The following is a 23916-nucleotide window of genomic DNA, read 5'->3' on the forward strand; positions in this document are numbered from 1 at the left end:
ATTCAAATTAAATCATACCCTCGCGATGCGCTTCTTCTTCGTAGCCGTGCAGTTGAATAGGGTCCTGCTTTTTCCGAAGACGAATGTTGAGAAATTCTACTAGCAGTGAGAACGCGATCGCAAAATAGAGGTAGCCCTTCGGCACGGTACCAACTTCCTGATTGAAAATGACGACTTCAGAGAGGTGCGCGCCTTCAGCTACGAGCATAAAGCCAATCATGATCAGGAATGCCAGCCCCAGCATCTGAATCGTGGGGTGGTCGTTGACGAACTTACCGACCGGCCCCGCAAAAAACATCATGATCAGAATAGAAAGCACAACGGCAATCATCATGATCGCAACATTTTGGGTCAAACCGATGGCTGTCAGAATGGAATCGATCGAGAAAACAATATTGGTAATGGCAATCTGAGTGACCACACTGGCCACAGTTGATTTTCCTTTGGCACCTCCTTCGGTTTCTTCGTGCTCACCCCCTTCCAGCTTGTGGTGAATTTCGGAAGTCGCTTTATACAGCAGAAACAACCCACCCGCAAACAGAATCAGGCTCTGGCCCGTGAAAGCAGCCTGGAACCAACCTGCGTCAATGTGAGTAAAAGGCTTGCTGAGCGAAATCACAAATGAAATGCCAAGCAATAATATCAATCGGAAGGCCATTGCCAGCGCTAATCCGATGTTGCGCGCTTTGGCCTGATCCTGACGGGCCAGTTTATTAGCGGCAATAGAAATGAAAATGATGTTATCGATTCCCAGGACAATTTCCAGAAATGTCAGGGTCAGTAAACTGACAATCGATTCGGCAGAGAAGAGATCGGTCATGGTTGAACAAAAGTACAGCCCAAAAATACCGGCTGCAAGCCGTGTCTGCAATAACTTGTTCAGGAATGAACGCCAAACCGTACGAAAGGTTGTTAAATAGGGGTGATTGGTGAGCAGGAAATGGGCAAACGGGGTAATGAGCTTAGTGACCTGATTACCCCGTTACGCCTAACTACTTGTATTGTAATTCAATAATTAGCGGAACAACATTACCCGTAACGCCGGGCTTAACCTCGAACCCGACCTGATTGTCGCGATAGCGGATCTGGTCCTGTTTGACCAGCTGGTCGCCCAGCACATCGGCCACGCGTTTATCGAGTGGACCCTTTTTGCGGTCAAGTGTTTTGATGAAACCGTCCATATTTAGTGGGCGCTTTGCAAATAGAATCAAGAGATAGTCTGATTTGTTGCCCTTATGCTTTTCCATCACGATCGAACTGTTTTCCGACGGATAAGCAATGGTTGTGTTGGGCCCCAGCAATGGACTGGTCAGTTCGTCTGCCGGGAACAGCTTTTCAATTTCACCGTCTTTTTGTGTCGTAAGGGCATAGACATACGCGTTTTCAGAATTGTTCAGATAGAACTTGAACCGAGTTCCTGAATCGTAGGCTTTAGCCATGCGGTAGGGTCGAATGTCGGTAGGAGCCGACTCGTCGGAGACAACTTTCAGGTCGCGCGTGGCCTGACGGGTTACTTCCATGACTGAACCATCGTTCAGCTTAAGCTCTGCGGAGCCTCGACGCACATCGTCGCCCGGCCGAATTTCGGCTTCCTTATTTCCCTTGCTGGTGCTCGTCAGCACTACCGTTCCAGGGCGATTACCCGCTTCCTGAACCGCTTCGTAAACCTGAAACGCATTCAGAACAAATTTTCCGAAGTACGTATATGGAATCCAGCAGAACCCTTTTTCGCCCCAGCCGGTATTCCAGCTATTGACGATCCGGAAAGCACCACCATATTGTTTATCACTGTAGCCGATTACGCAGATGGCCTGATTATACAGAATATCCGTGGCTTTTTCGTTCGGTGCCGGTTCCCAAACAGTACGCGCTTCTTCGAACGACAAAGGCGCACCAATGCCTGCTACAACCGGATTACCTTCGGCCAGTGCTTTCTTTACCGCCAGTACTTTCTGAGCCGACTCGGTCTGTTCGGTAAATAACTGCTGATAATCGCCAATCCGGAATTGAGAGGCTTCTTTAGCTGCCGTTGGTGGAATGGCCTGATTACAAAGTGGATACGTTAACGTGCGCAACTTAGGCACACCATCGACTTTCAATACATCCAGGGCTTCTTCGATGGTACCACCTCCCTGGCAATTCACGTCTTTCGGGTCCCGGATTTTATCATAAACAAAGGTCGGCGAAAAGCGGGCTTCGTCAATCTGTGGCTTTTGGGTGAGGTTCTTCTCCTTTCCCTCCATGATTGTTCGCAGGTAATAGGCTGTCGCAAAAGCAACTGATGTTTCCTGTTTTCCCTGGTCGCCAACACTCGGGCAGAACTGTTCGTAGGACACCTGGGCGGGCAGGTTTGCAAAACTGCGTGTTGCCAGCGGGGCTTTGGTCATGACTGTCAGCGAGCGCGTTCGATTCAGACGCATTCCACCAGCATATTTACGTACCGGTTTATCCTGTGCCTGAGTGGTCAGTGTTGCCAGAACGAAAACGGCAATCCCGTATCGTTTCAATGATGTGTTTGCTTTCATGGGAGTAGTAAGGTAAGTAACTAGCCTAAGCTGGCTACGTTAAACTCATTCTTTTTCTAACTCGACTTTAATCTGTTTTTTTAGTTGAATTGACAGCGCACTTCCACCCGTTGCTCCAATATCGAGCCCGGTCGTATTACCATTTATCAATAGGGTCATTAACCCTTCAGCAATAGCAAACTGATCTTCCTTTGTGTTTTTATCGACATAATTGATCCGCCACGGTGTCCGCTCCGGCACCGATAATCCGACGATTTTAAACCCGGGAGGAGCGGTATAAAGCTCTTTTCGTTCGGTCACTTTGGCCAATGTGCCGGCTTCGGCACCGCCGGTTTCAAAGTATACGGCCAGTACTACCTGATGCTCGCGGACAATCATGAATTGGACGGAAGCGTTGATCTCAGGTTGATTTTTGCCAAATTCGCCAGTTCCTGAAATGAGCAATGGTTTAAATGGACCATACAGCCCTGGATTAATGACTGGGCCTGCCGGTGCGGCAGGAGCTGGTTTAGCTCCGCCTGGTTTCGGCGCTGCGGCAATTTCTTTCAATTCTTTACCGGTAGCCGCCATGGCGGCCAGTAGTGCGGCTTTTTTTGCTTCTAGTTGAATTTTTTGCGAATTCAGCAATTGAACGCCTTCGTCACCTATCTTCCGGGCATTCTCGTACTCGCCGGCCAACTGGCGGTAGCTGTTGGTGGTAGCCATAAATAAGGGTTTCGGAAATTGCTGATCCAAAGCACTGGCATTGGCATAGAACGTTCTAAGCCAGTTATCGGTCAGCGGAGCGCCCTGTTCGATGTCGGTCAGCATTTTGTCCGTTCCGGTGAGTTGTTTCCGATAAGCCATCAATTCCTGCATGGTTTGATTTTGCTGTACGCTGGTTAATCGCGGAATCAAGGCCAGCGATAACCACCAGCTCAATGCCGTTAGTAGGAGTAGAGTGGCATATAGGCCGATGAATTGGCCCCACCGTTTCGTTCGTTCAACTTGATTAAGTGGCTTCATAGAGTGTGTAAGGCGGGAAGTACATACTGGAATTACGGATAAAGAGATCAGGCAGGACGCTCATGATTGTCTGATCCTTTTACGTTAACCTTCTCATGCGCTTCCTACATAGAAATTACGGTTGGGTGGCTTTGATGGTGCGCAGATTTTCCAGACTCGATTGTTTGAGCATTAATTGGGTTTCCAGACTTTGAACTTCCGTTTTTAACGTAGCGACCTGATCCACCAGTTGATCTTTTGTTTCGGCTTTCGTCTGGCGATCAGAGGCTTGCAGCGCTACTGTACCCAATAGTTTGCTGTAATTTCGGCCTGTTACCTGCGAGAGCGACCGAAAAACAGTATCGGCTTTATAGCCCGTTTCCATACGGCCGATGGCTTCTTCTTGCTTGAATCGCAAGGTAGAGAACTCACTGGCCTGCTCGGTAGGGTCGGTTTTTTTGAGTTTTATGTGTAAACTGTCGGCTTGCCGGACATCGCTCAGAAATTGCTCTTCCTGCGCTACGGAAGTGCCCTTACCATCTGACGGTCCCTGCCCGCTCAGTGCATAAAAAATAGCTCCGATACCTCCGCCCAGGAAAAGTGTTACCAACAGAAATTTTATAAAAGATGCATTCATGGTTATTATGGATACTGGACTTTGGATTTTTAAGATGCTGAACGTACTCTGTCAATTCTTCAGAAGCTGTTAACCCTTGACGAATTGACGGAGCGCCGTATCAGCCAATCAATACCGTTGGCATCCCCAACGTAATCGTGCCACCGTGGACCGTCGAATCACCCATTCGAGCGGCTGGCTTTCCACCAATCAGGACCGTCATGGAACCCAGGATGATGCTATCAGGTGGGCCAACGCAGACACACATATCGCCCACACAGGCGGCTGGTTGTCCACCAATCAGAACCGTTACGGCACCGGGTGGTAAAATAGGTCCCCCCACGTGCGGAATGGGTGGAACGCCCGGTGTAACCATCGGGCAAACGTGCATATCGCCCACGCGGGCAGCTGGCTGTCCCATACTTGACTTTTGTTTAATAATTGAGTGCTTTGGGTTTCTATATTCCAGTAATCCAAAGCACTCAATCGGTGACTGTAAACTAGTTTACCGACCCCAAAAACTAGGCTTAGGGCTGGGTTTGGCAGGAGCATCCTGCCGATCCACAAAAAATTCATCTTTATCCTTCTCGACGTAATTCAACTGGCTTAACTTCCCATAAAGCGCAATCACGACGTCGCATAGCCGAATGATGGAAGCCAGTACCGGTTGGCAATCGGCATGAGCATACTCCATATCCAGCACTTCCTGCATGGCTGATTCGAATTGTACAGGACTGATACCGCACCAGTTTTTGAAGTAATTGAACATAGCCTCTTTCTCTCGATCGGGCGTGCTGCGGATCATCAGCGTCATGGCGCGGGCAAACCGCATCCCGAATTCTGCAACGAACACCGGCGACTCATAAGCACCCCGCAACTGGAAAGCATCCAGATTGTCAGCGATAGTTCGTACGGTAGATTCTGCCAGATAGCCGATGGTGGTAGCCAGCAAATTCTGTTGTCCTGAACGGGCGTTGGTGCGTACACGCACGATAATGGCCGTCGCAAATCCTGCAATTTCACCCATCCGGCTACCAATCGTCAGATAGTGCTGTTGCATAGCTGGCAGTACACCCACCATCCGGCAGGGAGGTATATAGTCAGGTGCCAGGCTAAACACACCATTGGCGAGCAGTAGCCGCCCAACCGGCATATGAAAAGCGGCCGATAGTGGACTGGCCAGCGCCGATTGTGGAACCGCCCCCAACCGATAGCCGGGCGTTGTGAATGGATAACGCAACGGAACTTCTTCAGGATCTGGCTGTCCCCAGGGCTGCGGCTCGAACGGATTTACTTCGACAACGGCATAACCCGTCGACTGCCCTAACCGTATCCACTCATCACGAGCAGCGCTCAGGGCCAGACGCAGGGGCGGTTGAGATGCATCCAGTTCAATTCTTGCTCCACCGGGTGTTACGGCCCGACAAACACTCAAAACCATCTCATGGCCATCGCAGATTATGGCCAGTGGACTGTCTTTGCCGGGCGATGGTGGTAATAAACCGTACGTTAACGGGCTCAGCAACATGCCCCCTGCATCCCGAACCGCATCGCGAAAGGCGTTGTCGTTGCCCAGCAAATGCGACCGGGTTATTTTCATTCCATCGGCCCAGTTGACTGGCCAGTGTGAGAGTTCAGGTAACATAGATTGGGTTTTTCTGAGAATTGGGTAAATGATTGATCAGGCAGGTTTAAGGTACTCAATTGCCTGATTACTTTATTCAGTACTGACAAAACTTCGGGCGATGATAACGTCGTTGGCTTTTATTCCATTTCGGGTTAGTGTTAGTGCCGGATCCAGAAACTGTTTCGATAAACCGCCAAACGACTCTTTATAAAAAACCCATCCCAGTAAGCTTCCTTCGTGGTTTTGCTCATAATACAGAATGGGTTGTTCCGGATTCTCTTCAGCATTGTGCGAATAAATCATATAGTGGAATAGATCATGGAGCGTACGGTCGATGGGTGCTTTGACGGTGTAAGTGGCCAGTTCTGTAACGTCAGGCGCTTTGGCTACGCGGAAATTAAGCCGAACCGTATCGTTAAGCTCAATAAGCGGTACGGCCCGGTCGATCGGATAGAACCACTTTCGGTAAATTCTGGGCGGAATGGCTAACCAGGCCATGTAGGCATACAGAAATAGCAGCGGTAGTAAAAACGGCAACAGACCCGAAGCCAGGGCGGGCAGAAACCGGTCAGATCGTTGAAGACCCTGAAATAGTCCGGTAAATGCCCCTGCGATCAAAAACAGGATGGCCCCCGTAAACAATAGTTCAGACCAGAACCCACCAGTTGCCTGAAACGGAAACAGCTTTCTGGAAATCAATACATGAGCAATGCCCAGCATCAAGGCAAGGCCTTCGAGCCAGTAGAATACGGTTACGAGTGATTCTGAACGGGCAAAAGTTGCGCCCAGAGCGGCAGCAATCGCAATAGCTCCCACTGAATACATCAGCAGTTTTTTCGTAAACACATCTTTCGCCGAATGCCGCATAAACAGGCCGATCAGGCATAAGATCGCCATAACGACGTAAAGTGAAACGGTCAGTATAACGTCTGTTTTCATCGATTATGTGGGTTCCTTTGAGTCAATTTGTTAGTCGTTTCTTCGTTCATTTTTGCAAACCAGGGTTGAGTGAATGGCTGGTCAACTCAGCGTTGAGGTTAAACCCAGCCGCCCGGCAGTACCACTTGCCGATAGCATAAAGGCTTCGTTTACCGCATCGGTCAGTATATCCATTCGCCAGTCGGCATCGACCGGAAATAAATAACCGGCCAGCAACTGAACATGCTTTATACCACTGCCGCCCGGTAAAAAACCATGCAATTGACTGTCTGTCAATGGGCCAATGGTTAACCGGATAAGGCCTCCATCGTCCAGCATAGCTGGTTGAGGCAATACCCAGTCTAGCCCAAGTCGACCGTCGCCCAGCCGATTTGGCTGCCAGCTGCTTGCTGAGCCTGCTGGCCTGTTTACGGCAACCACCTGCCTCCCGTATCGAATCTGAACGGGTGCCTGTAAAAAACTACTGAAATAATAGGCAGTCAGCTCCCAGTTACCGACAACCTGATACGCCTGACTAATCAGCAGAAACAGGGTCAGTTTCTGCTGATTAGTCAGTGAAAACGTTTCGGCATCGGGGGCTACCAGCTTCAATAATTCGGAAACGAGTAATTCATCATCGCCGGCCAGCGTTCGGGTTTCAAACCGGGCAATGGCCGCTCGCTGATGATTGAACTCGCTATCGAAAGGTAAAAAAAACTCCCGCGATTCCTGTTCCTGTTTCTCTTCCTGTTGCCGTATTTCGGCCCATTCGTCTTCGTCTTTGGTACGCTTTTTGGCCCGATGAAACATACGCTCCGGCAATGTATCATAGAACCCGTCGCGCGGAATCTCGATTTGCCAGAGTCTTTCGTGCAGATCATTGGATCGGTCACGGATTTCCTGAATGTCGCGTTCGAAATTGTAGGCCGATGTTCGTTCGGGGCTAATCACCAGTTCATCTTTGGCAATCAGTCCATCGTCCAGCAATTCGTTGACAACATTCTCGAATCGTAGCCGCCGGGTAGCCGCCTGATTCAGTAATGATTCTATCTCGGTTGTTTGTGCCATTTACTTTTTCAGCATAACCCGGTAAGGCATCGCTGCAAACGACTGTTGTTCAATAAGATGTTTTAGACGATGGCAATAATCCTCCCATTGCTCTGCCGTTACCGGTTTGGCCGGATTAGGCATCAAGATGACATCAATAGTCCGCGTTAATCCCTGTGTTTTCATGGCCCCGGTTGAAAGCCCTTTGGTTACCCGAACACCACTTAGCTTATCGCCGAGTTCAGCAAAGCAAACGGCTTTTATATCTTCGATCGTTACGACCCGCCCTCGGGTAAGCAAAGCCTGCCGGAAAGCGGGTAGGTTTTCGTCCGGTTTCAGCCGTTGTTTGCCACCAGTCGAGGTGGTCAATAACACGGTTTCGTCGTCCGAAAAAACGATCTGGCTGCGATCTTTGCTAAGTTTGGTTCCGAAGGGAATCCGGTTGGCCAGATCGCCTTTCGTACTCCAGAATTTCACGGTTAGTCGTCCGGTTTTTTCGGTCGTTTTTACGGTCAGAAAGGTATTTTGCTCATTGCCTTCTCCAATGGCGGTGTTGATTTTTTCGAGCCGTTTCCTAATCTCCTCGACTTCACTTTCCAGTTCACTCCGTCCTAAGGCCATAAACATGGCACTTTCATCGCGCAACAGGGTAATCAGGTACGATACAATATCATATCCATCGCGTTCGTCGAAGCGTGTAATACCACCCTGACGCAGTACATACTGATTCTGGGCATCGCGGGTAATTTGCTGGGCCTGACTGATTTTCTGCCCGTTATTCGTTTCGAGATCGATCATTTCGAGAAATGACTCCTGCGCTTCAAGTCGAACCGGGAAAACGTTGAACAACGGGCGCAGATCGTGCGGATCAACGCATAGTTTGCGATTCACGACCGGAAAGGCATTGACGTCAATTTGCGTTCGGTAGGTAACTTCGTCGGAGAGGCTTTCCGGGAATTGTAATTTTAGCCAGACTAACTCCTGTGAGAAAAATTTGGCAGATTCTTCGGCAGTCAAACCCTGACTTAATTCTGCGGGACATTTCTGGCGGTATTCAGCTAACGAAAGCGGCTGTTCCGTTTTTTTTGAGATACTGCTGACCGACAGAAAATGTCGACCATAATACCGGCGGGTATGCTCGTGAAGCTGACTGGACAGTGAATTGTCACTGAGCAGATAACTCTCGGGTAAGCCGGGTGTCGCGCTAATCTCCGTCTGGCCCAGATACAACCGGATGTCAGCCACCTGATCGAGGTGTACGGAACGAAGCGGGTCGTTACGCCAGTCGAAAAATAGGAGCAGGTTTTCGAACGAATCAAGATCGGGGTCAACGGTCAGCCCAACCCAGCATTGGTTGCCGGGCAGAATCTGGTTCATAAACGATTCTTTAGCCGATGGACCGTATTCCTTTATTTTATTCTGAACGACAACGGTTTTGATTTTGGCGTTGAAGAGCGGGAACGATCCGGCCGCCGAAAAATGAATCTCCCGACCACCTACACTACACGAAAAAGGATGTGTTGGCAGTACCTCAAACGAAGGGTCGATGACGTGCGTCCGCATGATCGCATGAGCCGGTTGCGGGCCGGTCATCACATCGGGCGTGAGTAGGGTGGCGAGCCGTTGCACGATGCGACTGCGCGAGTTCTGCAATTCGTGGTGTAGCCCTTCGATCCCGGTGGCAAACGCACCCAGTAGCATACCGACCAACGGGTCGAAGCTCTCGACGGCCATATCAGACTCGTCATAACTCCAGAGCCGGGCTACTTCCTGAATCATTTCGCTGCGAATGGCCTCGCGAGATCGTTGGCGTTGCGGAGTCATAGTAATGGATTTATGAATAGCGCACAACCCGAAACTTCATTTCGGGTAGCATTTCACGGGTTTGGGTCAATCGGCAGCGAACCACGATCTGCACATATCGGCAGATACGCGGATTACGGCCATCTATTTTTTCTTCTACATCGGCAACTTCAATCGCCACCCGCTCTGGCTCGATACGTTTGTCGAACTTACGCAGATAGTCTTCAATGGAGCGTTTGATCTGGTCTTTACTGGGTGTTTCGTTGAGTTCCTGGAATTCGTAGTTGTGAATAATACAGCCATAGGCTGAATCGAAGTGATATTCGCCGGGCCGGGTCGACAGGTAGAGCGCAATGTTCTGTCGCACGGATTCATCGAGCGGCAGTTTGTCGAGTGGCTCGCGTTTAACCAGCGAACCGAATGAGGGTGGTATGGCGTAATAGTCGGCTGGCATTGGCTTTATTCGTAAAGTCCCAGATAAATCGTTCGATGCATAAAAAAGTGTATGACATGGAGCTTTCGCATATTCCAGACCATCCGAATTGTTTTAGTGCCGGGCGATCGGGGACCAGCTATTGTACTTCCTCCGAAAATCAGGGGAGCATTGTGCGGGCCGATCCGCTTCGACAACACAACGGCAACATGGCCTTCGCTCTGGCCGTAGTCGACGCTATTGGTTGCCGCAATGATCAGCCGTCCCTGCTGGGCATAACTGATCGCTTTGCTTAACCCTTCTTTCCCTACGCCGAGCTTTTGCCATAAAGAAACATAGTTGTTATTGACCGTCATCATTTCCAAATACGCAAGGATACCATCGGCTCGCAGATTAGGCACATAAAAGCCCATTTCCTGGCCTAACGACTTGAGGAAGCCTGAGCAGTTTTCACTGTTCGGTGGTAAGGCCTCGTTGAAGCGGCTTTTATACGCTTTCATCAGTACCTCATTGGCGGTCACCATACCGGTTTCCTTATCAGTCGTTCTGGAGTCGGCCATATTAGTTGATCATGACAATTGTTCCTTTCAACGATGCCTGGCCACTACTTTCCAACGCCAGCTGGGCATTGGCTTTGATCGATGCTTTTGCCTGGGCTTCTATATCAATCGTTGCCCCTTCTACTTTTACGCCAGCCTGACCCGCCACTTCGACCTTGGCATTCGCATTGATTTTCATGCCCTGATCGTTGTTAATCTCAGATTTGCCCGCTTTTACTTTCCATTCCTGATCGGCAGTCATATCAATCGTTTTGGCCTTCATCGTAATTGTGTCTTTGGCCTCGATGTTGATATTGCCCTCGCTTTTTATGTTGATTGTTGTTCCGCCGTCGAGCAGCAGTTCGATGGTGTTTTTCTGATCCTTGTTGTAAATTTTAATGCTCTCCTTGCCCGATTCGTCATTGATCAGGATGTGGTTACCACTTCGGGTAATAATGCCTTTGATGTTGTTGTCTTTGTCGAACAGTGGGCCCGGTGTTTTATCGCCGTGAAACATACTGCCCCTCACAAACGGTAGATCGGGATTGCCCATCTCAAAATCAACGAATACAACTTCGTCAATTTCGGGAATAAAATAGACACCCTGATCTTTATAGGCCATTGGCTGGGCGACACGAACCCAGGGGGTTGTCTGGCTACTATCCTGTTGCCAGGCAAACTGTACCTTCACGCGCCCCAGGCTTTCCTCGTCGTCTACGCGTTTCACAATGGCAGGCTGTGGGGGAGCACTAGGCGAACTGATCTTGTAATCGACGGGCGGAAAATCAACATCCTGCGGAATAGCCTCAAAATTAGCCTGATAAATACCTCTTGAATCGAGATAATGGCTTAGACGCGTAATCAGAAACGTGCCATAGTCAACAGTTTCCTGCAACTGCGCTCCCTGACGGGCATCACTGACGCCATAAATCTCATCTTTCACTTTGACCGTACCACCGATTTTCAGCTGCATTTCGGAGGTTCGCCCTTGTAGCACTGCTAATTTGTTGGAAATTTCGCTGATTTTGAGTTTGGCAACATCTTTCAGTGTGTTGTCTTTCTGGTGGTTCTGGTAGGCCAGTTCAACTGGGTTATCTTTAAATAAGGCACTGGATTTGTCACGGACCAGTTTGGCAAATTCCTGTAAACCATCAACATCATTGCTCGTTACTTCGGCTGATAAAAATTGATCAGTGGAGAAGTCATAGTATTTCGCGGTCATCTTCATGGGAGCCACGCGCAGACTATACTCCATATCGAAGAAGTTGCTGCCATGAACAAGAGTAACGCCTGTGTCGGCAGACTTTTTACCATAGTATAGCTTTTCCCCATCGTAAAAGAACCATTGACCGTAGGCTTCAGCCAGACGCTGGACAAAATGGAGGTCGTCTTCTTCGTATTGCGTAATGTAAGGCAGTACGGGATTGCTGGTGGCCGCAACCGTAACGGTTAGGCCCAGCGAGGATATGATCTTTTCGACAATGGCACTCGGGGTCATCTCATCGAACGAGCGGGTCGTACGGCCTGCATTTAACAAGAGCGTGGGGCTACTGCCACTAATTAAAATAGATTGGGTGGCCGACTGCCCCTTGGAGAGTTGTACGCCCGTAACAATGCCTTTGAAGGTTAAATTTTGTTTTTCAGATTTAAGCGTCCCTTTGTCCATTTCGCCCTGTTTGAGCTTGATGGTAGCTAACTCGCCTACAAATTTCTGCCCTAATTCTTTCAGCTTAACCGCTGCCGTTCCACCATCGAGCATATCGGGCGAAAGGCTTAGTTCAAAATCATGGTGGCCGTCAAAACGCTGACTGATCCGAACGCTATTAAACCGCTTCAGCGGAGTGCCATTGATCGTTACTTCGGCTACGGCAATATATTGGTTGGTTGAAGACATAATCGATCAAGGGTAGTAATTAACAGGTTATATTATGTTGAGTATCCAGGTACTTCGGGCTTAAAATACCATCGGTTTCATAGCCCAGACTGGATAATATAAGGTGCTGATCTGATAGAAGCCATCGGCTTCGCCCGCTAAAACAGCGGCTGCATTCTGAAAAAGATGAATGTTTGCCTTGTTGCGCGGAATCACTCCAGGATTACCCGCTTCCCGAATTCGGCAATTGTCGGCGGCTACATCGAAATCCATTCGTTCGCAGGCCCCGGCAAACAGTGTCCACTTATGCAGATTACCAGGTCCCATTGCCCAGGCCATACTTAAAATACCCATCTGGGCATCGGCAGGCCAGTTATCAAAATTCTTAAATGGCTTCTGTCTTTTAAGGAAGCTTTCATTTTGCTGTAGTCGATTCTGAATCAGTTTGTTAATCGAATCGTCACTTAGTTCAAGATTCGTAAATTTCTCACAGGCGCGATGGCCTAATTTTGCCAGTTCCTGTTTGCCTTTCAATAGTTTCCATTCGGCTTCGATCACATTCGTCGCGGCAGGCGCGCCCGGTGTTTTAATACCAGGCTTGTTTTTATATTGAAAGGGTAGGCTTAAAGCTGCACTTATTGGGTCGATGAGATTGCCAACTCCCACCGTAACTAATCCTAGAATATCAAGATACATGAACCGAACAACGCCTTCGAACGGCTCATTGAATGCTCTAAATGACTGATTAACGCTGGTGTGCATAGCTGTAATGAACTGATTAGTTGATCGAGGACCGACCTGACTTTAAAAAAATAGATTAGGGCTTCTTTTGGAAGCGGGCTTTATCGAATGTACCACGCGCTCCACAATACACCTCCCGGCAATACATGCCCGAGTCCTGCAAGGTTATTATCGCTCCGTTGATTCGGAGCACAAGCTGACAGGGCTTGGCTTCATCGAGACCATCGGCCTTTACTGTCAGCTGACCGTTGGTCCAAACGGCATCACCTTCCAGTTCGCAACTCTGGCCTTTATCAAACGTCATCGAAATCGTCACCTTCGCATCGGCCGTCGAGCTTCTGGAAATCTGTATTTTATCTGTTTTTTTAGTCGGTAAATATTGACCTCTCGATTTGCTCTTGTCTGTGAAGCCGACATACTCGCCGAAAATGGTTGCCGGTGGTTTGGCCGCACAGGCTGAATATGCACTTGCCACAAGCAAGTTCAGGATGACGAAAAGGCCTAAACAGTGGCTAACAGAGCCTATTAGCTGCGTGTGTCGGGGTCGATATGGACGTATTGACGTTTTCATTCACTTGCATAAACCTATAAGGTCTTAGAGACCTTATAGGTTTTGGGTTTAGTTACTAGATGCTTTATTCGCGCAGGAGCTTCAGCTTCTGTCCATTCACATCCAGATCGCGTGAACAGATCGTGAAACTTTGGGTACCTGTGCCGTTGCCCGACAAACTGAACGACTCGCTGAAGTTAATAATGGCCGAGTGATCGAACTTGATGGTACGCAATTCTTCGCCCTTCTGGTTTTTCAACTCGATGCTTCCGCTTACATCATCTTTATGAGGAAGTACCATCAGTTCGATGATCTTGGCGTCGGCATTGCGGGTTTCAATCGAAACATCGATGTTGCCACCAAATACTTCCGAAGTTGTTTCGTTCGTGTTAGGGTTGACGTGTTGGTGAAAACTGTAAGAAAGGGAGAGTACTTCAAACTCTTTACCGTCGATTTTGAGGGTTGACTTGTGAGCCATTGTCGTAATTAGTTTTACGTGATTAAAAATTGGTTTGGTTTATTGTTTTAAGTCGGCATCCCATTGACCTTTGGTTCCGGTCAGGTTGATTTCAAATACTTTAGCTGGAAAGAATGGTTTGAGTTTCACATTCACAATGACGTGGGTCGGAATGGTTGGATGCCGACGGATGTCAAGATTGCTGAAGTCTTCGATGATCTTGCCTGGTCCCCGGATGGTGGCTAAAAAACTGGCCACCTGTCCTTTGATTTCTTCGATCATCTTGTTGTCGATATTCTCGAATGTCCGACGGTTCAGAAAATCCTGAAATACTTTTCCGATCCAGTCGAATACCCGTACAACGCTGTAGGTTTGCAGGCCTACGTTGTCACCGTTGAAGAGCGTTTTGGCCGAAAATGGAATTACCCGGCCGTATTCATAGACCATTGGAATCAGACCTTTGTCTTCCAACTGGGCTATTTCACCTTTACGCATGCTGAACCGGACACCACTGGCCATTTTGAGCTTACCATGCTGTACACCGGCTGATGGCTGGGCAATGTGCCCTCCCCAGAGCATTCCGGCCAGAGCCATAGCGGGCGACACATACAGGTGTTCTTCCTGGCCCAGTTCTGTGTAAGCTTCGCGACCTACGATCCAGTTACACGGCATCATCACGTTGGCTTTATGCGGATCTGCTCCCGTTAGTTTGTCGCGCTCGAAAGTTGCTTCAACGCTATCCGGGTCATCCAGGTGACGATAGTCGGTCAGCATCATCACCTTGTTCTGATACGCCAGCGAAGCCCATTTGTCGACAATGACATTTTTCTTAAGCCAGCCCGGTAATACCAGCAACGAGTAGTTTTCGGAGAGATCTAGTTTGTCGTAACCATCGCGCAGTTCTTTCGCAACCTGTTCGAAAATGCCCGTCGGATTGCTGAATCCATCGGCGTCGGTTGTCATGTCATTACCTGCATCGAACAACACTAAGTTTTTGACCTTTTCTGACTCGGCGTTCTCGAAAAACAGCGACAATGACCGATAAGATGCCTCTAACTCTTCGGTTTGAGTAAGTACCGTAGCCAGATTCTTTTTCAGCGTATTGCTGGCCGAAGCAGCCTTTTGTTCGGCCTCGGCAATCATGTCAGCTACATTGTCGTGTGCGGCCAGTAAATCGGCAAAATCCCTAAGCCGTTTTTTGAGTTTTTTGCGGTCCTGTTTATTGTCCTCCTCCGTCAGAAAGATCGACTTTCGTGCTTTTTTAGACGGGTCCATATTTTCGGTACCGTCTACGACCGTTTTTATGAACTCAAATCCGCCAAATTTGGTCAGTTGCTGAACGCTTTCGGTGAGTGAACGCGTAGGCTTTTGTTGTTCAACTACGCGCTCTCTGAGCAAGGGCGCATTCTCCGGATTCTGTTCTTCTTTTGCCATCGTTGCAATGCGTTTTATGCGATGAGTGGGGATGATTGGAAATTAATTTGCGTCGGCGTCGTCTAGCTCATTGGCCATCACATTCAGGGCGTCGATAAACGCCTGTTTCGCCTGTGGATCGGCCAGTAATTTTTGAAAGGCTTTGTTCGACATGAGCCGTTTGATCAGGCTCTGGTAATTGTCTTCCTGCGACTGAAGAGCCTGCAAAAACGCGCTCTGGTCAATGATGCCCTGTTTGCTGAAAGCCGTCAGATTCTGAAAAAACAGCGTTTCATTGACTTCTTCGCCATCTTCGGTCTCATGCGTTACATCGACCTCCGGTTGAAATGTATCGAAAGCATCCTGTAATTTCTGTACCCCTTCAACAGGAGCCTGACTCATGGAGTCGGCCGTAAATTTGCCAACCATTGCCGTTTTATTTTCCTGGAGGAACTTGATAGCCTCGCTGGTTTCTTCGGGGATAATAACTCCCCCGATCTGGGGTTTATTGACTGCCATGTATGCTGGGGTTTTATAGAGTTTTTGATTAAAGCATGTTGTCCATAATTCGGATTCGTTTCGTCCAGGCGCCGGGTTGAGCTGCGTGATATATGGCAGTGTCGGTAACGCCAATCGGTGAATCATCGGCCTGTACGATTTTTGCCGTTTTGCCTTCCATATAGACCATGCCGATGTGGTGCCAGCCACCCTTTTCGCTATACTGAGCAATGATATCGGCATCGAGCACATCGGTGGAATCAGCTACTGCAACGAAGCCATAATTGGCTGGCCGTGTCATGAATTCCTCAATGCTGGTCCCAAAGGGATACTTGCTCTGGGCTACAAACAGACTGTAGCAATAATTAACAAAGCCAATACAGTCGAAGTGTTTCACATTCTCGCACCCTCCGCCCCACACGATTCCGTTGTGGCTGACGCCAATCGGCTTCACTGCCCCATTGAACTTATAAAGCCGGGGTGTCACGTTAATCAGTGGCAAGGGCATATCACCGACCTGTTTACGTAACGCGAGATAATCATTAGTGGCTTGTGTAGTCAGCTGTATAACTGTATTCGACGAGCCAGCACAGGTATTCCGCCCGCCAATATCGGTGTAGGCAGTCTGAACAGATGGTTTTTTCGTATCAAAGGAGTCGGCCTGCATTTTTACGATCGAAGGGCGGTACTTAGCGCCATCCGACAGTCCGGGCGAATTGCCCGCTGCCCCCCACAGGTAATGGGCCTTCCCGGCATGACTACGGGCTTCATTGACAATGGCCTGCCGTTGCACTAATTTTCCCTGCGGAGTTGACATTTTTTTTGTCACCTTCACCCCAATCGGGAGTGCATAATCGAACAGGCCCGCATAGGCATGGAGGATAGCATCGCCGGGTTTTAGGCCGGTTAACTCAAAATAGCGGAAATTTTTTCCCGGCTTTTTTTCCTGCATTTTCACCAGACTCTGATCAATGATAACCCCCAGATCATTTCCGAAGAAATCACCACCAAAAAGGCCCACCGTTTTTTTTTGCCCTACCTGAAGGGGGCAGTCGACTAATGGAGCGGTTGTTGTCGCATCAAAGAAATGTGCCATGATCCTAACCAGTAACGTTGTCTTATAATTGGACTTCCGAACGCGAAACGTCGTATTTCGTTGGTCGCAATATTCGGTAATTCGAGAAACGGCCAACTGAGTAAACGGTCTTGTTTGGCTTTATTTGGGTATTGGCCTGTAAAACCACCAACTCCCGCCAAGGGTAACACTGTCGCTATTCTTAAAATAGAGGGTTGATTTTTTGACCGGCCCTCCATCCGGTATATTCTGTTCATAAACAACTACTTTCCCGCCAGCACCTACCGAAGCTACTATGGCGGTATGCCTTGGCTCACCCCGGCTTTCTTCTCGCCAGCTTCCATCCGCATTGTCGATGTGCATGGTGTAATAGTTGAACTGGATAATGTCGCCCGGTTGAAGGTTGGCCAGCGTTGTCTCTGTACCCCAGACGTAATCGGCGTCTGAACTCACTCCGTCGGCACCCATAATATCATTCGATGTTTTGGCGTGCGCGTTTTTAAGCGCTTTCTCAGCCAATGTCCAGCACTGTCCATCGCCATCGCGGTGCCCCACTTTATTGGCTGCGTACTGTACGATTACTTTATTGACACCCATTTTTTACGTTTGCGTTCGATTGTTCGTTTTGTCAGCTTGGTCGCAATTCAATTAGTCGGGGAAACAGACAAGTGATTAAACGGTCATCTGTACCGTTTCGAAACTCAATTCACCCGCTTCATTCGTTACCAACCTAAGGTGAGAGCCTTTGCCGATCTCGCCCGACACAATCATGCGTGACAGCGGTCGGCGGAGTCGGTTCCGGATCACCCCCCGCAACGGTCGTGCACCATATTTGGGTGTGTAGCCTTCGAGTGCCAGTTGCTTGCGGGCTGCATCGTCGATAGTGACCGTGATGCCTTGTTTATCAAGCATTTTGAGGAGCGATTTCAACTGAATATTGAAAATGCTCACAATTGCTTCTTCCGAAATGGGTTGGAAGGGTATGATTTCCGTTAGTCGTCCCAGGAATTCCGGACGGAAAAAACGCCCCATTATTTCCAGCAGATCGTTCGATGCAGCTATCTCACCCTTAGCGGCTTTTTCCACAACATAATCACTCCCAATGTTGGAGGTGAACAGGATGATTGCGTTCGAAAAATCACCCTCCCGGCCAAGCCGGTCGTGAAGCAAACCTTCATCCAGTATTTGCAGGAAAATATCGAATACCGATGGGTGCGCTTTTTCGATCTCATCGAATAGGACAACCGCAAAGGGCTGTTGCCGGATTTTGGTTACGAGCAAACCACCTTCTTCATAGCCAATGTAGCCCGGAGGGGCGCCATAGAGCAGGGCTGCCGAGTGTTCTTCCTTGAATTCCGACATATCAAACCGAATCAGGGCGCGCTCGTCGTTGAAAAGAAAGTCGGCCATTGATTTTGCCAGTTCGGTTTTGCCAGTTCCGGTTGGACCGGAGAAGAAAAACGAGCCAATCGGCTGTCCCGGTCGGCTAAGGCCCGATCGGTTTTCCAGAATGGCATCGGCAATGATCTTCACGGCATGATCCTGACCAACCACGCGTTGTTTCAGATGCTCATCCAGCGCCAGGAGTTTATCGCGCTCTTTCGACTGGATTTTGCCAAGCGGAATTCCGGTACGGTTCGCAACCACAGCCGCCACTTCGGCAGGTTCGACCTTATCCCGAACCTGTTCACTTAGAGCTTCGAGTTTCGTAAGTAAACTGGCCAGATGATCGGCCAGGGCATCAGGTACTTCAAATAAATCGGTATGCAGGTCTTCTTCAACCTGACCGAGCAGCACAGGGCTTAGTCGGTTCTTCATCTGGCGCTCAAACCACCTAACGTTAGGCATATACGTCAAGGGGTCTGCTATGTCGGCATTTTTGCGTATATCGGCTAATTCGCCCCTCAGTCGGTCAATTTCGGGCTGAGTGGTTTCGGCAGCCATTTTCATGGCAGCCATCGTCCGGTCGATGAGGTCAATGGCGGCATCAGGCAATCGTCGATCTTTCAGATATCGCTTGGCAAGACGAACGGTTTCAGCAACGGTTGTATCGGCAACACCGATCTGGTGATGCTTCTCGAATAACGGGAGAATGGTTTGCACCATCCGGGTAGCCGTTTGTTCGTCGGGCTCTTCAACGGCCAGCACTTCAAATCGGCGGGCAAAAGCCTCGTCTTTTTCGAGGTATTTGCGGTATTCGTCGTTGGTCGTTGCGCCGATAAGCGTCAGTTCGCCCCGCGCCAGTTCGGGCTTAAGCAGGTTCACCGTACCGACTGCACCTCCGTGAGGGTCCATCAGTACATGAATTTCGTCGATGAAGAGCAGAGCCCGGTCAAACTGTTTCAGATCGGCCAGAATTCCCTTAAGCCGGTCTTCGATTTCGCCCTTGTAGGATGCTCCGGCAATGAGCGATCCCATATCCAGTTGAAATAACTGGGCATTTTTAAGGTGCGGAGGAACATTGCCCGCTACAATCTGCTGAGCTAACCCTTCAACAAGTGCGGTTTTGCCCACGCCGGGTTCTCCCGTAATAATGACATTGGGTTTTAGCCTACGGCCCAGAATTTCGATCATCTGACGGGTTTCGCGATCGCGCCCAACAATAGGATCGAGTTTACCGTCACGAGCCGATGCTGTTCGGTCGGTGCAGAATTTAAATAGCGTTTTACCCGTTGCGCCCAAATCACCTGCTCCGTCTGAAACGGGGCTGTTACTGGCCTTCCCATTGCCTGCTGTACCTCCCGTTTGGCCATTGATAGCCTGCTGGAAGCCAACATCCTGCATGGCTTTTTCGAGCAGTTGATTCTCCGTCAGTGGAAAGGATTTAAGCTGGTCACGTGTGAAAGCCACATCGGGCTTGCACATGGCTGTAAGTACGGCCATTGGGGTTAGCTCGTGTTCCCCGAGTTTCATCCGCACCACATCCGACACTTCCATGAGCGCCTTGACCTGTGGGTCACCGGCGGGTTCCTGGGTTGTTCGGGCCGATTTCGGATAGCTTTCGACACGAATATCAGCCCAGTCGCGCAGATAGGGTACATCAACATCCCAGACGGTCAACTGCGAAGCCAGCCCAACGTCGTTATGAAGCAGTCCAGTTAGCAAATGTCCCGGCGAGAACGTCAGGTGCTGGTGTTCTCGCGCAATGGCCTGAGCAATGCTGACGGCGCGTCTTAATTCTTCAGTGTAAGCAAGGGTTAGCATGGTCTGGACGGTTTATTTTGCCCCAAACGTGGATTCAACTTACCGATTTGTTGCCCGTGGTCGGTGGTCGTTTGAGTGAATGGCGGTTTGATTGAGTGAACGGTCATAATTGCCTAACGATCAATAGATTTGTTACTCATTGATACAGGAAACAGCAACTATGTCTACAGACACTTTGTCTTAGTCGGTCGAATAGCGGTTGCAGAAAACAAAAAATAGTCAATTAGTCAGGGTAATGTATTGGTCCCGCAAACAACTTCGATCCCGCTAATTTTTCCGTCGAAAATAGAAATCGCTCGTTAGTGAGGTCGACTCCCAGGGTAGCTGCTTGTTGTTTGACTGTTTAATCACATGCGCCCGAACACTCTGAAACATCTGAATCAGAGTTTGATCAGGGATTGTCATTGCCTGTAACAAGGCTTCGGTATAGAGGCTGTTTCGGCCAGGGCTATCAACCAGAGCTTTGCCTGGTGCGGTTGAATAAGCCACGACAAAACCTAAAGGGGTATCTAACGAACGGGGCGAGTTACGGGCGTACATTGATTCAACAGGATTGGTGCGGTCGGCGTCGATCAGAATGATATTGACGGGTACTTTCGCAGCCGCCACTTCCTCGACGAGCTGACTAAGGGGCAGACACATGGACTTTATCGCGTCCGTTTTACTGAAGTCGGCGTCTATTGGTACCAGATACTCCTGATTTTCTGCCTGAATACCGCTCCCCGCGTAGTAAATCATGCCTACCTGATAGCCCTTTAGTTTAGCGCTGAATTCGCTGATCACCCGTTTCAGAAATGTCTTGTCGACATTTGTAAACAGCATGACTTCGAATCCTGCCTGTGGCAAAGCGACAGCCATATCGTTGGCATCGTTGATCGCCTTGGGCAACGATGCCCCATTGGTGTAGTTGCCATTGCCGATGACCAACGCCAGTCGCTTTTCATGGGCCAGCCCCGAATTACCCGGTTGCGCAGGGCAATCCAGGGCAAAGCTGGCTACAAGCAGAAGGCATATAATTTTCATGAAGGAATGAACAGTAGAAGAAGCGTATCACTTGCGCCGGAAATAGAAATCGCCAGTTAGTGATGTTGACTCCCAGGGTAGTTGTTTGTTGTTCGATTGCTTAAGCACTTCGGCCCGAACCCGCTGAAAGAGCTGGGTCAGTGGTTGATCTGGAACTTGTAGTGCTTTTAACAAGGCGGCTGTATATAAGCCATTGCGGCCGTTCCCGTCGGCAGCCGTTCGGCCGGGCGAGGTAGCATAGGCAATCACCGATCCAACAGGGGCATCCATTGTTGTAAGTCCAGTATTTTCACTACCTCCCCGGCTCCAGCTGCGTTCGAAAGGATTGTCGCGGCAGGCATCCAGCACCACAATGTTGGTGCGCGTGCGGGCATCTTCCATTTTGGTCAGTATCCGGTCGGCCAGAAAACAGTCGTATTCTATTTCATTTTCACTTTCGGGTTTTGCGTCAATCGGTACCAGGAAGTTGCGGCCTCTGCTCTGCACACCATGACCCGCATAATAGAACAATCCGACCTGGTAGTCCTTCAGTTTATTGCCGAATTCATCAATGGCCCGACGCATGGATCGAACGTCCATATTCGTGTGAATCATTACTTCAAAACCCACATTTTTAAGTGCTTCTGCCATATCATTGGCATCATTAGCCGGGTTGGTCAGGCGATTTGATGATGGATAGTCAGCGTTGCCAATCACCAACGCCAGCCGTTTTTCGGCAACAATTGCTGCGGGTTTGTCATACCTGATCAGGAACGATTCAGACGTAATTCCTCCTTCATTTTGGGCTACCAGTTTAAGCCGGTTGTCGCCTTCCCGAAGCTGAACAGTTTGTGAAAGGGCCTGATCACACTCCTTTAGAACCCCGTCGGATTGTACTTTCAGCTCTCGACTGGCCTGCTGTAAGGCATCGTTTACAAACAGACTTAGTCGGGTTAGAGGCTTGCTGGTTTTAATACATGCTTTTACAACAATTTCGTCGGTCTGAACTGTGCTGCTTTGCCCATCGCCCATTTGAAACGTGATCTGCGGAACATTGACCGTTTCGGGTGCGTAGAAACTTTGCGTATTTATTTTTTGGCGACTACTTCGAGAGGTTGAAATGCCAGGTTCCGATTCCTGTGCCTGTGCTGACTGCACGACCAGAAATCCGATGAAGAACAGTATAGTTAGTTTCATGATCTTGAGAGGGTTATTGTGTATTGGTCTGGCTAACATTGGTTTATGATCCGTTGGCCGTTCCTTTATTGTTAGCTAGCTGACTATTATTGTTTCAATACATACATTTCTACACGCCGGTTTAGCTTTCGAGTCGTTTCGGTGCTATTACTGGCAATCGGGCGAGTCGGACCATAACCACGTGTCGTAATGCGACTGGACGCAATGCCATTTTTTACTAAATAATCCTTCACTAAATCCACGCGTTTTTTCGAGAGCAGCACATTCTGGTCGAAATCGCCCTGATTATCGGTATGGCCAGCCAACTCGATTTCAACAGTTGGCTTACTACGCATAAAAGCTACTAACTCTTCGAGCGCTGGCTGGGAACTAGGCAGGAATTCGGCCTGGCTCTGCACAAACTGTATGGCTTGCAATGGATTGGCCGCTTTCTCCTCCGATGGGTTTGTCCCTTTCGGTTTTTTCGACGATGCTGTTGGCTCAGGAACATAAAGGCTTTTAGTACTGATCTTCTGACGTACACTACGAGAGACCGAAACACCATCTCCCGATTCCTGCGCTTGCGCTGTAAATACAAGTAAAAGCCCGGCTAAGAAAAGTCCAATTAGTTTCATCCTATTGAGCGGCTTAAAACGTATGCACCAGACCAACACCCATCGATTGGCTGGCAGGTCTGATCTGCCAGGCAGTGCGTAGTTGATTTGGTCTACTATTCTGATTTGTTTTACGAACGACGGTATACACAATATTGGCGATGAGCAAGGCTGCCGTAGCCCCCGCTACGATGGTCACCGTTCCCCGACGGCTATCGATGTCTTTTCGTTTGTCTTCGGCAGTGTTCCATTCCGCCAGGGTATTGGCCACTGTTTTCTGGTTGTAGGCATCCACATCTTTGTTGAGCCCCGAAGCCAGCACAAACGTATAGGCTGCCAGACCACCCGTAGCGATCCAGCCAATAATGGGAAGCGGTGATTTTTTCTGTACGCTAACCACGGGAGCCGGCACGGGTGGTTTCGGTTTGGCCGTTGCTGGCCTGGTAACATTTACGCCCCGTACGAGCCGGATAATTACCTCAACCTCTTCGTCGAGCTGGATCTTGTCACGGACAATGTCCCAGTAAATGGTTTTATTTCGACCAACCGTGATAGCTTTCCCAACATTGCCCGTAACAGAAATAGGTCGTAAACGTCGCCCTGATGCGGTTTCGATCTCGACGTAGAGTGAATCGCCGGGTTGTACACTCAGCAAGTCATATTGGATGACCAAACGCTTTGTTTTCTCGTCTGGCGAAATCCGGATGTTGGTTGCTTCCGACGGTGCCTGTTGTGCATGGACGGCCAGGCTGGTGAGCAGTATGACCAGAAAGGGAAACAGGCGATGATATAAAACTCGATTCATAGTATTGAGTTGGCGT

At 49.2% G+C, this 23916-nt stretch carries 24 protein-coding genes; all 24 read right to left on the reverse strand.

Annotated features, from left to right (window positions below):
* Positions 1-7: 7 nt before the first annotated feature.
* Positions 8-820, reverse strand: coding sequence for a TerC family protein (locus tag G8759_RS10835; RefSeq protein ID WP_167207821.1), 813 nt, complete (start codon positions 818-820; stop codon positions 8-10).
* Positions 821-992: 172 nt separating this feature from the next.
* Positions 993-2525, reverse strand: a complete 1533-nt coding sequence (locus G8759_RS10840; RefSeq protein ID WP_167207823.1) for a C1 family peptidase — start codon at positions 2523-2525, stop codon at positions 993-995.
* A 45-nt stretch (positions 2526-2570) separates the two neighbouring features.
* Entirely contained in the window at positions 2571-3530 is a 960-nt protein-coding gene (locus G8759_RS10845; RefSeq protein WP_167207825.1) for a hypothetical protein, read from the reverse strand.
* A gap of 115 nt (positions 3531-3645) precedes the next feature.
* A complete protein-coding gene (locus G8759_RS10850) occupies positions 3646-4146 on the reverse strand; it encodes a hypothetical protein (protein ID WP_167207827.1) in 501 nt (166 codons plus the stop codon).
* Positions 4147-4246: 100 nt separating this feature from the next.
* On the reverse strand, positions 4247-4546 hold the full coding sequence (locus G8759_RS10855) for a PAAR domain-containing protein (protein WP_167207829.1): 300 nt from the start codon (positions 4544-4546) through the stop codon (positions 4247-4249).
* An 84-nt stretch (positions 4547-4630) separates the two neighbouring features.
* A complete protein-coding gene (locus G8759_RS10860) occupies positions 4631-5770 on the reverse strand; it encodes a hypothetical protein (RefSeq protein ID WP_167207831.1) in 1140 nt (379 codons plus the stop codon).
* 72 nt (positions 5771-5842) lie between these two features.
* Entirely contained in the window at positions 5843-6691 is an 849-nt protein-coding gene (locus tag G8759_RS10865) for a TssN family type VI secretion system protein (RefSeq protein WP_167207833.1), read from the reverse strand.
* Between the two features lie 81 nt (positions 6692-6772).
* Positions 6773-7738, reverse strand: a complete 966-nt coding sequence (locus G8759_RS10870; protein WP_167207834.1) for a type VI secretion system baseplate subunit TssG — start codon at positions 7736-7738, stop codon at positions 6773-6775.
* On the reverse strand, positions 7739-9541 hold the full coding sequence (locus tag G8759_RS10875; protein ID WP_167207836.1) for a type VI secretion system baseplate subunit TssF: 1803 nt from the start codon (positions 9539-9541) through the stop codon (positions 7739-7741).
* Between the two features lie 10 nt (positions 9542-9551).
* A complete protein-coding gene (locus G8759_RS10880) occupies positions 9552-9974 on the reverse strand; it encodes a GPW/gp25 family protein (RefSeq protein WP_167207838.1) in 423 nt (140 codons plus the stop codon).
* A gap of 5 nt (positions 9975-9979) precedes the next feature.
* The gene (locus tag G8759_RS10885; RefSeq protein ID WP_167207840.1) at positions 9980-10513 is read right to left on the reverse strand and encodes a hypothetical protein; all 534 of its coding nucleotides are present in this window, start codon (positions 10511-10513) and stop codon (positions 9980-9982) included.
* A 1-nt stretch (position 10514) separates the two neighbouring features.
* Positions 10515-12386, reverse strand: coding sequence for a type VI secretion system Vgr family protein (locus G8759_RS10890; RefSeq protein ID WP_167207842.1), 1872 nt, complete (start codon positions 12384-12386; stop codon positions 10515-10517).
* A gap of 60 nt (positions 12387-12446) precedes the next feature.
* On the reverse strand, positions 12447-13127 hold the full coding sequence (locus tag G8759_RS10895) for a hypothetical protein (protein WP_167207844.1): 681 nt from the start codon (positions 13125-13127) through the stop codon (positions 12447-12449).
* 55 nt (positions 13128-13182) lie between these two features.
* Positions 13183-13581 carry a hypothetical protein gene (locus G8759_RS10900; protein ID WP_167207846.1) on the reverse strand — a complete coding sequence of 133 codons (399 nt, stop codon included), beginning with the start codon at positions 13579-13581 and terminating at the stop codon, positions 13183-13185.
* 160 nt (positions 13582-13741) lie between these two features.
* The gene (tssD, locus tag G8759_RS10905) at positions 13742-14134 is read right to left on the reverse strand and encodes a type VI secretion system tube protein TssD (RefSeq protein ID WP_167207848.1); all 393 of its coding nucleotides are present in this window, start codon (positions 14132-14134) and stop codon (positions 13742-13744) included.
* Between the two features lie 39 nt (positions 14135-14173).
* Positions 14174-15547, reverse strand: coding sequence for a type VI secretion system contractile sheath protein TssC (locus tag G8759_RS10910; protein ID WP_167207850.1), 1374 nt, complete (start codon positions 15545-15547; stop codon positions 14174-14176).
* Positions 15548-15589: 42 nt separating this feature from the next.
* Positions 15590-16045: a hypothetical protein gene (locus tag G8759_RS10915; RefSeq protein WP_162386490.1), complete on the reverse strand. Its 456-nt coding sequence runs from the start codon at positions 16043-16045 to the stop codon at positions 15590-15592.
* Positions 16046-16073: 28 nt separating this feature from the next.
* Positions 16074-17120 carry a hypothetical protein gene (locus G8759_RS10920; protein ID WP_167207852.1) on the reverse strand — a complete coding sequence of 349 codons (1047 nt, stop codon included), beginning with the start codon at positions 17118-17120 and terminating at the stop codon, positions 16074-16076.
* A gap of 120 nt (positions 17121-17240) precedes the next feature.
* The gene (locus tag G8759_RS10925) at positions 17241-17696 is read right to left on the reverse strand and encodes a hypothetical protein (RefSeq protein WP_167207854.1); all 456 of its coding nucleotides are present in this window, start codon (positions 17694-17696) and stop codon (positions 17241-17243) included.
* A 75-nt stretch (positions 17697-17771) separates the two neighbouring features.
* Positions 17772-20303 (reverse strand): ATP-dependent Clp protease ATP-binding subunit, encoded by a 2532-nt coding sequence (locus G8759_RS10930; RefSeq protein ID WP_167207856.1) that lies wholly within the window; start codon positions 20301-20303, stop codon positions 17772-17774.
* A gap of 267 nt (positions 20304-20570) precedes the next feature.
* Positions 20571-21326: a caspase family protein gene (locus tag G8759_RS10935; protein WP_167207858.1), complete on the reverse strand. Its 756-nt coding sequence runs from the start codon at positions 21324-21326 to the stop codon at positions 20571-20573.
* Between the two features lie 27 nt (positions 21327-21353).
* Complete coding sequence (locus tag G8759_RS10940) at positions 21354-22502, reverse strand: caspase family protein (RefSeq protein WP_167207859.1); 1149 nt, start codon at positions 22500-22502, stop codon at positions 21354-21356.
* A gap of 86 nt (positions 22503-22588) precedes the next feature.
* Positions 22589-23116 (reverse strand): OmpA family protein, encoded by a 528-nt coding sequence (locus G8759_RS10945; protein WP_167207861.1) that lies wholly within the window; start codon positions 23114-23116, stop codon positions 22589-22591.
* Positions 23117-23129: 13 nt separating this feature from the next.
* Positions 23130-23900 (reverse strand): hypothetical protein, encoded by a 771-nt coding sequence (locus G8759_RS10950; protein ID WP_167207863.1) that lies wholly within the window; start codon positions 23898-23900, stop codon positions 23130-23132.
* Positions 23901-23916: the final 16 nt, after the last annotated feature.

The organism is Spirosoma aureum (assembly GCF_011604685.1).
In the GTDB taxonomy this organism is placed as follows: domain Bacteria; phylum Bacteroidota; class Bacteroidia; order Cytophagales; family Spirosomataceae; genus Spirosoma; species Spirosoma aureum.